A 13,891-nucleotide genomic window follows, 5' to 3' on the forward strand; every position below is an offset into this window, starting at 1 on the left:
TTAGTTCACATTTATACGATATTTTTAAATTTTGATTAAATTTCAATTTACTAATTAATGGGAAAGTTAAGAAATATGTAAGAACTTATTAAAAGTGGTGTAAGGACTATGTTGTATATTAAAAACATAGTCTTTTTTAATGTCTAGGAAAGTATAGAATTTTTGAAACCTGAAAGCCTATGACTTTCAAGCACAATTGTTCATTGTCAACTGTCAATTTTTCATTGGAACGTGGCGTATTCGCTTTTGTTCTTTATTGAATAATTATTAAAAGATTAATTAAATTTAGGAGGAGAGAGATGGATTATATTTTAAAAACAAATAATTTAACTAAGAATTTTAAAAAATTCTCTGCAGTTAAAAATTTAAATATGAGTATCAAACCAGGAGAAATTTATGGTTTTCTTGGTAAGAATGGTGCTGGAAAAACTACAACAATAAGGATGATCATGGGACTTATAAAAATTACTTCAGGTGAAATAGAATTATTTTCACAAAAATATTCAAATAAAAATAAAAATCTACTTCAAAGAGTTGGATCAATGATAGAATATCCAGGTTTTTATCCCAATCTTACAGCAGCAGAGAACTTAGAAATACACAGAAGAATGATGGGAATACAAGATAAAGATAGTATAATAGACTCCTTAAAAATAACAGGTATAGCAGATGTTAAGGATAAAAAGGTTAAAGAATTTTCTTTAGGTATGAAACAAAGACTTGGAATAGCTAGATCACTTTTGCATCATCCAGAATTTTTGATATTGGATGAACCAATTAATGGACTTGATCCAACAGGAATAAAAGAAATTAGAGAATTGATTATAGAATTATGTAACAAGCAAGGAATTACATTTTTAATTTCAACACATATATTAAGTGAAATTCAACAGATGGCAACAAAGATAGGAATAATTCATAAAGGAGAGTTGCTAGAAGAAATAAATTATGATGAATTACAAAAAAGAAATAGACATTATATAAATATAAGAGTAAATGATGATAAAAAGGCTTCATTCATATTAGAAGATAAATTGAAATTAAAAGACTATGTTATATGGGAAAAGAACACTTTAAGAGTTTATGAAAATTTAGAACAAGCCTCAATTATAAATAAAATCTTAGTTTCAAATAATGTAGGGATAAATGAATTATGCATTAAAGCAGATAGTTTAGAAGATCATTTTCTAAGACTTACTGAAAAGTAGTAGATTTTATGTAAATAAAAAACAGTAGAGTAGTATACTTGTTTACTAAATGGGAGGAAGTACATGTTTAATATAATATATTCAGAATTTTTGAAGCTTAAAAAGTCATACATTATTATAATTGCTTTAATTGTAACATTGTTTATTCCAATAGTTATGGTTATTGAAATGGGAAAAGATAATTGTATTAAAGGTTATATAGTAAATATGGATTTCTTTCAAATTCAATTTATATATATAGTTATTTTTTCTTTAATATCAAGTTATATTTTTTCAAGGGAATTCATAGATAAGACTGCTAATGTGATATATTCTTATCCAATGAGTAGAATGAAAATTTTTTTTGGAAAATTCATTACAATATTAATGATTATTTTATTTATATATGTAATCAATTTTTTTATTAGAATTTTAATATTATATGCAATATGGGGATGGGCAGAAGTCAAAGATGTGATTAATTATGAAGTCAAAATACTAGTATATTCATTTTTAGCTCAAATTTTAATAATTCCTATACCAATATTAATTGGAGGTATAAGTAAAAATATTATATTTTCAGTAATATATGGTGTACTAGGAGCAGTTTCATCAATATTTATGATGATAAGTGGAATATACATGCAATGTTCACCTTTAATGATACCATTTCTACCTGTTTGTTATTTCTATGTAGGAGATCCAATTGATTTTATATTAGTTCCTATTGTTGGAGTATCAACTTTTGTTATATCTATGTTTTTATGTATATATCATTACAATAATATAGAGATAAATTAGGCACATTCAAAAAAACAACTAGTCCATTTGCCAGCCTATTTCCCATCAATGGTGTCGATAAAAAATATTCATGGCAACTTTAGATTTATTATTTATTTTCATGTGCCTTAAAGAATGGAGGATTTAAGATGTTAAATGTAATATATTCAGAATTTTTAAAGCTTAAGAAATCTTATATTATTCTCTTAGTATTAATAGGAGGAAGTGTAAATCCAGGATTTATGGATTTAGCAATAATGGTATCAGGAGAAAAAAATAGGACTTTTGAAAAGTATGTTTATAATATAGAGCTAATAAATTTTAGTTTGATATATGGGATTTTATTTGCATTAATAGCAGGATATATTTTTTGTAGAGAGTATAGTGATAAAACTGCAAGTACACTGTATGCTTATCCAATTAGCAGAGTAAAAATATTCATAGGAAAATTAATAATAATATATGCACTAATTACTATAGTTTATTTTATTCAAATGGTAACAATGTATCTAGGATATTATATGTTATATGGTTCAATAGAATATAAATTGATAATTAATGATATAAAGGTTAATATATGCTCACTATTATTTCAATTTTTACTCATTCCAATCCCAATATTTATTGCAAATATAAGTAAAAATATTGTGCTTACAGTATCATATGGAATATTAAGTTTTATAATTACAGCATCATTAACTAGAATGAAGTCTTTTTATATAAAATACATTCCATTACTTACACCATATTTTTGTGCAAAAAATTTTTATTATCCAGGTAAGGTTGATATGATGGCAGCAATAACTTCTGGAATTATATGTTTTGTCATATCAATAGCATTATGTATTTATCAATACAATAAAACTGATATGACCTATTAATTAATATGGCTATGTTTTAAGTGAGTGTTGATATTATAGAAAGCAAATTCCAATGCGATTTCGCCCTTATACTAGAATATCAATACTGTTTTAAAACATAACCATTAATATTAAAGATAGAATATATAAGAAAAATTTCATATTAAGGAGTTTTATATGAGAAAATTTATAAAAATTAATTTCTGTTTTGTATTAGTTTTTTTACTACTATTTATTACTGGATGTGAAACTCAGTATTTAGGAGGAGATAGAAATACTAAATGGGAGAAAGATTTAAATTATTTACAAAAAGCTCTTCCTAAAAAGCATGTAAACTTATTTTTTAGAATTAGTGAAGAAGAATTCAACAAAGAAATAAATGATTTAAAAGAATCAATTAATACGTTAAATGATGATGAGATAGTAGATGGTATTTATAAGATTGTTGCATCTGTAGGGGAAGGACATACTAAAGCTTATAAAGGTTTTTTGAAAAAGTATCCTTTACAATTTTACTATTTTGATGATGGCATATATTTAATTAATACAATGGATAAATATAAAGAAGCATTAAATTGTAAACTAACAAAGATAAATGGAATGGATATACAATCTATTAAAAATATTTTGTTGCCTTTAGTATCAAATGAAAATGAAGCAACTATAAAAAAATGCATTCCTACTTATTTAAATGTACCAGATGTTCTTCATGGAGTAAAAATAATTGATAATATTGATTCAACTAAATTTACTTTTGAAAATGCGGATGGAAAAGTATTTGATTTGCAAATAGATGCACTGGAAACAGATAAAAATAATGAAGAATTTATTGTAAGTGATGAGAAGGATGATTCTTATCCTCTTTATATGCAAAAAAGAAGTTTAAATTATTGGTATAAATATTTAGAAGATGAGAAGACGTTATATTTTAAATATAATCAATGCTTACCAGATGAAGAAGCGGGAGATATAACTAATTTTACTAATGAAGTCTTAAATTTTATTGATAATAATCCAGTAGAGAAATTTGTAATTGATATGAGAAATAATTCTGGTGGAACTAGTGGATATTTAGATCCTATTATAGATGGGATAAAGAGAAGAAATAGAAATAATGAAAAAAAATTATTTGTTATAGTTGGAAGAGAAACTTTTTCTGCTCCAATAGTAGATGCATGTAAATTAAGAGAAGAAACAAATGCTACATTTGTTGGAAGCCCAACTAGTGGTAAGCCTAATCATTATGGTGAAGCAAAAGGATTTGAATTACCTAATTCTAAAATATCAATAAGATATTCAACAAAGAAGTTTGAAATATCTAAGGATGAGGGTGATGCATTAATACCAGATCATATTATTGAGATTTCTATGAATGATTATTTAAATAAAAAAGATCCTGTTTTAGATTATATTTTCAATGTGGCTAAATAGTAAATTAAAGTATTAAACAATACATTAAAGTTTAGTATTTTAAGTATCAGTAATGTATTAAGTAAAATGAAAATAGTTTATAATAATACTAAAATGATATGTTTTAAATGAATGTTGATATTATATTCAAGATAAAGATATGTTTGAAGTTTATGTTTAAGTCTTAATATAAAATAATAAAACACCTATACATAAGTATAGGTGTTTTTATGGTTGCGGGGGCAGGACTTGAACCTACGACCTTCGGGTTATGAGCCCGACGAGCTACCAACTGCTCCACCCCGCGTTAATTTATAAGACATAGTTTTTAAATAACTCCTGTCTAGAGTTCTACTATACCTTAATAAATACATAAAGTCAAGTAATTATACTAATTAGTTTAAAAAAAGACCCTGTTTTAGATTATATTTTAAATAATGAAAATTAGGCTTGGTAGATTGACTTGTTATTTTTTTTGATTATGCCTTAAATAAAATAATAAATGAATAGGTTTCTATATTATTTTTATTAATATTATTTATGAGTAAAGTTATAATTTAAAAACAATTATACTTTTAATCTTAAAAATAATATATTAATTATAATATTCTGTCATAGTTTGATATAAAGTTTCATAATTATATATATTACCCTAATATTATTTTATCTTAATAATTGTATATATTGTTAAAATAAGCTATTTATTTAAAAAAATTGTTAATAATTTGTGATTTATAACAAAAAAAGAGTTATTAGATATATAATTTTTGTATTTTATCGAGAAAAAAGTAATTGAATAAAATATCTACAAAATATTACATTTTTCAGTATTTACTTCCAAAAATTATTAAGGTATGATAGTTAACGATTTTAAATTTTAGGGGGTAATTACAATGAAAAGAAACAGAATATTATGTTGTATAACATCAGCGTTAATAGCTTGCAATATGTTTATTTCAGCACAAGCTATACCAGCAAATGCTAGTTGTGTTAATAAGTCAACTACTGCGGCAGCTGTAAGTTATGAAGTTAATCAAGATAAGTTAGAGGGATCAAATTTAGATGCTGAAGTATCTTTTTCACCATTTGATAATCAAGTAGAAAAGGTGCTTAAAGTTTTAGATGAAGCACAAGAAGAAGTAGTTATTGCACATTATAATATACGTCTAACACCAATATTATCTAAACTTGTTGAATTATCAAAAAGAGGAGTAAATGTTAAGGTTGTAGTGGATAAGGATAATGCACTTAAAGAATGGAATACAGGGGATGACTATTTAGAAGAAAATGGAATAGAAGTTGTAAAATCTAAGCCGGAAAAGACAGTAGGAACTACAAATTATTCAATAATGCATTTAAAATCAGTTGTAATAGATAAAAAAACTGTTATGACTGGATCACTTAATTGGAATGCTACAGCTGCATATTGTAATGATGAAAATATGATTCTTATAAGAAATGAACAAGTAGCTAGAATTTATAGAAATCAAATTCTTCAATTATTTGAAAAAAAACCTTTTGAAATAGAAAAAGATCAATATAATGATGTAGTATCTATTCATTTTTCTCCAGAACAAGGTTTATCAAGATATATTGAAAAACAAATAGAAAAAGCCAATAAATCTATTGAAGTTTCAATGTTCACATTCACTAATAAATACATAGGTAAAAGTTTATTAGATGCAGCTAAAAGAGGTGTAAAGGTAAAAGTAATAATGGAAAAGAAGCAATGTGATTTTTCCAAAGTAGATGAAGAGTTAGAAAATCAACCTAATATAGAGTTATATAGAGTTGGTAATAAATTATCAAAATTTTCAGCTATGCATCAAAAATATTGCGTAATTGATGATAAAACAGTTATAACAGGATCTGCTAACTGGACAGCATCTGGCACAAAATTTAATGATGAAGATATTTTAATTTTAAATAATAGAGACATTGCAAAAAGATATCATCAAAACTTTTTAGATTTAGTACATGTATATAAAGGTATATCAAGTACTTTTGAAGGGGAAGAGATTAGAGAAAAGACACCTATATTATTTCATACAAATTGTTCATTAACACAACCAAGAGATAAGGTTGTTATTGTAGGAAATGTACCAGAACTAGGAGAATGGAAGGCAGAAAATGGCTTAGAAATGTCAACATCTGATGATTTATTTCCAGATTGGTTTGTTAAGGCTGATATTAAATCAGGAAGTAAGATTGAATATAAATATGTAATAGTAAGAGCAAATGGTAATGAAGAATGGGAAAATGGGGCAAATCGTAGTATAGATATTTCAGATACATCAAGAGCTTTTGAGGTTAGTGGAGCATATGGAGATACTTCGAATAATTGGCAACCATCACAAGAATAAAATATAAATAGTAACTTCATAGGAGGAATTTAAATTGAGTAAATTTAAACAAATCAAAGCTTTAGTTTTAACAGTAATTTTTATAACAGTTGTTAATTTAAATGGAGCAACATTTGCAAGCACAATTGATAAAACAGAAATGAATCAAGAAAATGTTATAGATATAACTGATATATCAAATGAATCTGAAGCAAACGAAAAAACTGTAGAAGATAAAATTAAAGGTGATAAATTAGATAATCAAAATACGGATAATATAATTAAAGACAATGATTTAAATAGTGAGAATAATGATTTAAACAAGGATAATAAATTAGATAAAATTGAAACAGAAAATAAAGAAAAGAGTATTGTTACAACTGAAAAAGTTGAAAAAGATGCAGATAAGGCTATAGACATAACTGAAGATTCTAAAGAAAATATTGAAGATATAGAAGAAGACAATGAAAATATAGAAGTCAAAAAAGAAGATTTTGCAACGCCTATAGATTATGGTTTTTGGTTTGACAAGGATAATAAAAATAAAGATATAATTAGAGCTTATGTAGATTTAGGGGTAAATAACTATGAATATCACAAAAAAATGACTCTTAATATGCATATAGAAAGAGAAAATGGAGCTATTGAACATTATTTATATTACTTGAAATATAAGGGGAATATAGAGAATGGGAAAGAAAAGTGGGGAACTGATAGAATAAATATTGATACTAATCCTAGTTGGAATGGTGAAATAAAAAATGTATATATTACATACAATATTTTAAATGATATAAATGATGATGGAAAAAGAGAATTATGTCCATCAAAAAATAAGTATCTTATTGCAACTTTAAAAGATTTAGATAAAACAAATTTAAAAAGCAATATAGGAATACCTAAAGTTGCAAAAGATAATGATTATATAACTCCTAATAAAGTTGTGGATACATCTTTAGCAAAAACTATGTCTCATAAATTTAAAGATTCAATACCAAAGACAGATGTATATTTTGCACCTTATGGTAATCCAGAATGTAGAGTTATTAAAGAAATTGAAAAAGTAATAAAAAATAAGCAAAAAGATCCTGATGGATATCATTATATTCACGCTTCTTATTATGATATAAATGATTATAGAATTGTTGATAAACTAATAGAAGCTCATAATAAAGGTGTAGAAGTTTTAATATTAAGTGATTCTAGTCATATGTATACATCAAAAACTTGGGAAACTGAATACAAAAAGATGCAACAAGCAGGAATTGAGGTTTTAGGAGTATGTAGAGAAGGATTTGCAGCTTCAAATCATACTAAAATTGCAATATATGATGGCGATGTGGTATCAACTGGTTCTTATAATTGGGAGTATGGAGCTGCTGAACAAAATTGTGAAAATGTATCATTTTTCACTTCTAAAGAGTTAGCTTCTGTTTATGAGCAAATTTTTCAAAGTGTTGCAGGTTTAGGAGAGATTACATATAAGAATAGTTCATCAAGTAAAATAAATGTATATTATTCTCAGTATCATAATATTCCTAAAGCTATTTATGATGAAATTGAAAATGCAAAGGATGAAGTAGTCATATCAATGTTTACATTACGTCATTTGAATTTTAATCATAATGGTGTAGAAAAAGACATGCTTGATGCATTAGTAAGAGCGCAAAAAAGAGGAGTAAAAGTTAGATTAGTTTTAGAAAGTAATATTGCTGATGAAGGAGAATATTATGGAACAACAACTCCAAATGATTTAACAGATGAATGGCTTTCAGAAAATGGAATAGATGTGGTTAAAGTTCATACGAATTATCATGGGAATAAATATTCTACTATGCATCATAAATTTGCTGTAATAGATAGAAAAACTGTACTTACAGGTTCTGCAAATTGGTTTTCAGCTACAGTTGTTTCAGATGATGATCTTATTGTTATAAGGGATAAAGACGTTGCAAAAAAATATTTTGGTGAATTTGTTAATTTAAGAAGTCATTATGATCCTAAATTTAATGCAGAAGAATTTCCACAAACTAAATTAAGTTTTTCTATGTTTAATAATAATACAAGCTTTGGTGAAAAGGTATATGTAGTAGGAAATATTCCGGAATTAGGAAATTGGGATATAAATAATGCACTTGAATTAAGTGGTGATAGTTGGCCAAATTGGAAATCAACAAATAGTATAATTCTTCCATCAGGAATGAATTTTGAATACAAATATGTTGTTAAAACATCAAATGGTTTAGTTTATGAATCAGGTGAAAATAGACAACATATTGTAAATCCTGTTGATTCTGAGGACAATATAGAAGAAAGTTTTAATAAAAAATAGGGGTAAAACTACTGGTAATATGTTTTAAACACCCTATAATATAGAATTTAAGTTATTTAGGCAACTGGTATTACTAGAAAAAAGTAGCTTCCATTTACGATAATGGGGCTACTTTTTTTGAAATTTTATTTATAAGTAACACGATAAGGGATAGTCCTAATATATGATCTGATTACTGAAACGTACATACACTAAAAATGTTAAAAGTGTTACTAAAAATAATTAGGGTATTTTGGACAAGGTACTTTCTTTTATATGACTAACATTAAAATATTGTTAATTATATGTATCATCTCTTTAGAAAAGGTAAGTGATACTAGTAACCCATATTCAAATATATTAAATTGTACCTGAAAATTAGAGCTTAAAATTTAGTTATATAATTCAACATTAAAGCTTTCTAATATTTTCATTACATTTCTATCTGGAATTTTATCTGTAACTATTCCATTAATATCATTTAAATTTGAAAAAGTATATATACCATGAGAATAGAATTTTTCATTTTCTATTAATATGTATGAATTATTACTTGAATTAATTATTTCTTGTTTTGTATTACCTTCTTCTAAATCAAAATTATAAACATCCCCATTTTCTAAATTTATGCCTGAACTTCCAATAAAGGCTTTATCAAATCTATATTTTTTTAATGTATTAATAGTTTCTGCACCAACTGTTCCACCTAATTCTTTATTGTAAATTCCACCAATGACAATTAATTTACAGCTAGAATTATTTTTAAATAATTCAGGTATAGATGACATATTTGTTATTAAGGTTATTTTTTTATCACTATTTGCAATTAATTCTGCCAACAAAAAATTTACACTAGAGATATCCAAAAATAATGTATCAGAATCTTTTATTATATTAAATGCTTTTTTTGCAATTATGTGTTTATTTTCAATATTTTTATGCATTCTAGTATCAATATTTAAAGTTTTTTTAATTTCATTATTTGCTATAGCACCACCATAAGTTCTTGTTAGCTTCCCCAGACTTTCTAATCTTTGAAGATCTTTACGTATCATTCCATCAGACACACCAAATTTTTCACTAAGATTTTTAACAAAAACTTTTCCTTCTTTATTAACTATATCTATTATTTCTTGTAATCTTTCTTCTTGAAACATTCTTTACTTCCTTCCTAAAATAAAACAATTGATTTTAATAATTAGCTATATTTTAAAATAGTATTGATATTAGTATAAGAGCAAAAATGGTGTTGGAATTTTCTTCTTAGAATTTTTAAGTAAAAATGAAAATCTAAATTTTATCTGATAACTAGTATCTGTAATTTTATAGCAGTTACATGTCCATAAATAACTAATTCTAACCATCAATTAAATATAAACTTTATCGGGTGATTAGAATTTTGTTTACACTATAATATCAATATTTATTTAAATCATAGCTTTATAATTTAATTCATAATTATAATAACATAATAATTAATTATTATTATAACCTAAAATGATAATGAATAATACTAAATGATATTAAAATTATTGACAAATATAAAAACGAGGGTTAAAATAAAATCAAACAATAATAAATAATAATAAACAAAATTAAATAATAAAAAATAATACTACTAGAAGGAGGTGAAGTTTAGTGAGAATTTGTTCATAAGAGTATATATCTCACTAAATATGAATTATGGAAAAAGCACTTATTTGTAATATTGAAAAATATGCTACCCATGATGGACCTGGGATTAGAACAGTAGTTTTCTTTAAAGGATGCCCACTAAAATGCATATGGTGTAGTAATCCTGAAACTCAAAGTAAAAAAAATGAATTATATTATAACAAGAAAAAATGTATTAGTTGTGGAAGTTGTATAAAAAATTGTGATAAAAATGCACTTTCATTTGAAGATAATCTAATAAAAATTGATAGAGATAAATGTATTAGTTGTGGTAAATGTACAGAGATTTGTCCTACAGATGCTTTGAATATGGTTGCAAAAGAAATGACTACAGATGAAGTATTTAAAGAAGTTATTAAAGATGAAATTTTTTATTCTAAATCTGGAGGTGGAGTTACATTATCAGGTGGGGAAGTATTAAGCAGTGGAAGATTTGCATTAGATTTACTTAAAAAATGCAGAGAAAATTATATTAATACAGCAATTGAAACAAGTGGATTTGGAGATACTGAAACTCTTTTAAATTTATCAAAATTTTGCGATTTAGTTATGTTTGATATTAAAAATACTAATAATGAACTTCATAAAAAATTCATAGGTGTGGATAATTCTTTAATAATTAAAAATTTAGAAAGATTAAGTAAAGTTCATAACAATATAATTATAAGAATTCCTTTAATACCAGCTTTTAATGATAATGAAGAAAATATAAAAAAAGTTATTGATATAGCTTTAAGGAATGGAATAAGAGAAATTCATTTATTACCTTATCACTCATTAGGTAAAGAAAAATATAATCAATTAAATAGAAATTATGATCTTGAGGATATGAAAACGCCTAATAAAGATAAAACAGAAAGCTTAAAAGAAATTATTGAAAAAAATAATATTAAATGTGTTATAGGGGGTTAGTAAAAATGAGAGATTATACAATTAAAAGTGAAAGAATAAAAAAATTAAGAGAGAGTGTACTTAATAAAACTCCTTCTGTTTGTATTGAAAGAGCTAGATATTTTACTGAAGCTTATAAGGAAAATGAAGATAAACCAATATATATAAAGAGAGCTAAGGCCGTAGAAAAAACCCTAGAAAATATGAGTATTTATATTAAAGATGGTGAACTTATAGTTGGTAATCAAAGTTCTGATGAAAGAACAGCACCAATATTTCCTGAATATGCTGTTCAATGGATAGAAGACGAATTAAAAGAATGTGGTAATTTTAATAAAAGAGAAGGAGATAATTTCTATATAGATGAAAAAAATATAGATGAACTTTTAGAAATAGTTCAATACTGGAAAGGCAAAACATTAAGAGATAAATGCTATGGAATAATGCCAGAAGAAATAAAAAAAGCGATTAATGTTAAGGTAATACATGGAGAAGGAAATATGACTTCAGGAGATGGTCATATAGTTCCAGACTTTGAAAAAGCTTTGAAATTAGGTCTTTATGGAATAATAAAAGAAGCAGAAAAAGCTTTAGAAAAAATTGATATAAGTGAAAATGATGGATTTAAAAAGAAAGCTTTTTTAGAATCAGTAATAATCATAAATAAAGCTATCATAAACTTTGGATTAAGATATAGTGAACTTGCTAAAAAATTAGCACTTGAAGAAAAAGATATAAATAGAAAAAATGAATTATTATTAATATCAGATATATGCTTAAGAATACCAAGAGAAGCTCCAAAAAACTTTTATGAAGCAGTTCAAATGATTTGGTTTGTACATTTAGTAATACAAATAGAAAGTAATGGTCACTCAGCATCATTAGGTCGTGTTGATCAATATTTATATCCTTATTATAAAGAAGGAATAGAAAATGGAACTTTAACAGAAGATTTTGCTAAAGAATTATTACATTGCTTATGGATAAAATTATTTTCTATATTAAAGATTCGTCCAACATCTCATGCAGGGTATGGAGCAGGATATCCAACTTATCAAAATGTAACAATTGGAGGATGTAATGAATTTGGAGAAGATTGTACAAATGATTTAAGTTATTTAATATTGCAATCTGTTGGAGAAATGAAATTAACTCAACCAAACCTTTCAGCAAGACTTTTTTCTAATAGTAGTGAAAGATTTATAAGAGAATGTGCAAATGTTATAAAAACAGGATTTGGAATGCCAGCACTTCATACTGATGAAATAATAGTACAAGCATTATTAAATAAAGGTGTTAATTATAACGATGCATATAATTATACAATGGTAGGGTGTGTAGAAGTTGCAGTTCCTGGGAAATGGGGCTATAGATGTACTGGTATGAGCTTTTTAAACATGATAAAAGTAGTAGAGTTAACTTTAAATGATGGATATGATGAAAGAACAGGGGAAACATTACTTACTGGAAATGGAGATTTATTAAATTTTAATAATTTTGAAGAATTATGGACAGCATGGGAAAAGAACATAGCTTACTACACAAAATTAACTGTTGCATTAGATAAAATTGCAGATACAAACCTTGAAAAATTTCCAGATATATTCTGTTCATCATTAGTAGATGATTGTATAGGTAGAGGAAAGTCTATTAAAGAAGGTGGAAGTATATATGATATAGTTGCAGGTCTTCAAGTTGGCTTAGCAAATGCAACCAATTCATTATCAGCTTTAAAAGATATTGTTTTTGATAAAAATATACTTTCTAAAGAAGAAGTAATGAGTGCATTAAAAAATAATTTTGAAGGTTTAGAAGGAATTAAAGTTAAAAAAATATTATCTTCTTCACCTAAGTATGGAAATGACATAGATTGTGTTGATAATATGGCAAAAGAGGTTTATCAAACTTATATAAATGAAATATCAAAATATAAAACAACAAGATATGGTAGAGGACCTATTGGTGGAATCTATGGACTTTCAACATCAGGAATTTCTTCTAATGTACCAATGGGATGTGTAACAGGTGCTACTCCAGATGGAAGACTTGCATGGACTCCAGCAGCAGAAGGGGCATCACCAATGCAAGGATCAGATATAGAAGGACCAACTTCTGTTTTAAAATCTATAACTAAGTTACCTACTATATTAATCACTGGTGGACAATTATTAAATATGAAATTTTCACCTAATTTATTAGTTGGAGGAGAGCAATTTATAAAGTTTATTGATCTTATAAAAGCTTTTGTTGCAATGAAAGGATGGCATATACAATTTAATGTAATAGATACTAAAACTTTAAGAGAAGCTCAAAATGACCCTGAAAAATATAGAGATGTAATTGTTAGAGTAGCTGGTTATTGTGCTCAATTTGTAACTTTAGACTCAACTACTCAAGAGGATATAATATCAAGAACAGAAGAAGTATTTTAGGAGG

The 13,891-nt window shown here is 25.7% G+C and carries 9 protein-coding genes and 1 tRNA gene; 8 read left to right on the forward strand and 2 right to left on the reverse strand.

All coding sequences use genetic code 11. The features are described from left to right. Nucleotides 1–299 precede the first annotated feature (299 nt). The 4 genes from KYD98_RS11595 (at nt 300) to KYD98_RS11610 (ending at nt 4,258) form a co-directional block, all read left to right on the forward strand. Complete coding sequence (locus tag KYD98_RS11595) at nt 300–1,208, forward strand: ABC transporter ATP-binding protein (RefSeq protein WP_219780203.1); 909 nt, start codon at nt 300–302, stop codon at nt 1,206–1,208. Nucleotides 1,209–1,271: 63 nt separating this feature from the next. After that, a complete protein-coding gene (locus tag KYD98_RS11600) occupies nt 1,272–1,988 on the forward strand; it encodes an ABC transporter permease (RefSeq protein ID WP_219780204.1) in 717 nt (238 codons plus the stop codon). A 128-nt stretch (nt 1,989–2,116) separates the two neighbouring features. Continuing rightward, entirely contained in the window at nt 2,117–2,848 is a 732-nt protein-coding gene (locus tag KYD98_RS11605; RefSeq protein ID WP_219780205.1) for an ABC transporter permease, read from the forward strand. 156 nt (nt 2,849–3,004) lie between these two features. Beyond that, nucleotides 3,005–4,258 (forward strand): S41 family peptidase, encoded by a 1,254-nt coding sequence (locus tag KYD98_RS11610; protein ID WP_219780206.1) that lies wholly within the window; start codon nt 3,005–3,007, stop codon nt 4,256–4,258. A gap of 210 nt (nt 4,259–4,468) precedes the next feature. On the opposite strand, the gene KYD98_RS11615 is transcribed toward KYD98_RS11610, so the two are convergent. Further along, nucleotides 4,469–4,544, reverse strand: a tRNA-Met gene (locus tag KYD98_RS11615). Nucleotides 4,545–5,130: 586 nt separating this feature from the next. On the opposite strand from KYD98_RS11615, the gene KYD98_RS11620 reads away from it, so the two are divergent. Beyond that, nucleotides 5,131–6,600 carry a phospholipase D-like domain-containing protein gene (locus KYD98_RS11620; RefSeq protein WP_219780207.1) on the forward strand — a complete coding sequence of 490 codons (1,470 nt, stop codon included), beginning with the start codon at nt 5,131–5,133 and terminating at the stop codon, nt 6,598–6,600. 34 nt (nt 6,601–6,634) lie between these two features. Then, complete coding sequence (locus tag KYD98_RS11625; RefSeq protein WP_258049786.1) at nt 6,635–8,911, forward strand: phospholipase D-like domain-containing protein; 2,277 nt, start codon at nt 6,635–6,637, stop codon at nt 8,909–8,911. A gap of 371 nt (nt 8,912–9,282) precedes the next feature. Here KYD98_RS11625 and KYD98_RS11630 read toward each other — a convergent pair whose 3' ends face one another. Continuing rightward, nucleotides 9,283–10,047 (reverse strand): DeoR/GlpR family DNA-binding transcription regulator, encoded by a 765-nt coding sequence (locus KYD98_RS11630; protein WP_219780208.1) that lies wholly within the window; start codon nt 10,045–10,047, stop codon nt 9,283–9,285. A gap of 526 nt (nt 10,048–10,573) precedes the next feature. On the opposite strand from KYD98_RS11630, the gene KYD98_RS11635 reads away from it, so the two are divergent. After that, nucleotides 10,574–11,476, forward strand: a complete 903-nt coding sequence (locus KYD98_RS11635) for a glycyl-radical enzyme activating protein (RefSeq protein ID WP_219780209.1) — start codon at nt 10,574–10,576, stop codon at nt 11,474–11,476. Between the two features lie 5 nt (nt 11,477–11,481). After that, entirely contained in the window at nt 11,482–13,887 is a 2,406-nt protein-coding gene (locus KYD98_RS11640) for a glycyl radical protein (RefSeq protein WP_219780210.1), read from the forward strand. Nucleotides 13,888–13,891 lie beyond the last annotated feature (4 nt).

This window comes from Clostridium weizhouense (assembly GCF_019431045.1).
Lineage (GTDB): Bacteria > Bacillota > Clostridia > Clostridiales > Clostridiaceae > Clostridium > Clostridium weizhouense.

What these genes read in the sequence shown, in the direction of transcription:
- KYD98_RS11595 (WP_219780203.1), top strand. Translation starts at nt 300, where the DNA reads ATGGATTATATTTTAAAAACAAATAATTTAACTAAGAATTTTAAAAAA.
- KYD98_RS11600 (WP_219780204.1), top strand. Translation starts at nt 1,272, where the DNA reads ATGTTTAATATAATATATTCAGAATTTTTGAAGCTTAAAAAGTCATAC.
- KYD98_RS11605 (WP_219780205.1), top strand. Translation starts at nt 2,117, where the DNA reads ATGTTAAATGTAATATATTCAGAATTTTTAAAGCTTAAGAAATCTTAT.
- KYD98_RS11610 (WP_219780206.1), top strand. Translation starts at nt 3,005, where the DNA reads ATGAGAAAATTTATAAAAATTAATTTCTGTTTTGTATTAGTTTTTTTA.
- KYD98_RS11620 (WP_219780207.1), top strand. Translation starts at nt 5,131, where the DNA reads ATGAAAAGAAACAGAATATTATGTTGTATAACATCAGCGTTAATAGCT.
- KYD98_RS11630 (WP_219780208.1), bottom strand. Translation starts at nt 10,047, where the DNA reads ATGTTTCAAGAAGAAAGATTACAAGAAATAATAGATATAGTTAATAAA.
- KYD98_RS11635 (WP_219780209.1), top strand. Translation starts at nt 10,574, where the DNA reads ATGGAAAAAGCACTTATTTGTAATATTGAAAAATATGCTACCCATGAT.
- KYD98_RS11640 (WP_219780210.1), top strand. Translation starts at nt 11,482, where the DNA reads ATGAGAGATTATACAATTAAAAGTGAAAGAATAAAAAAATTAAGAGAG.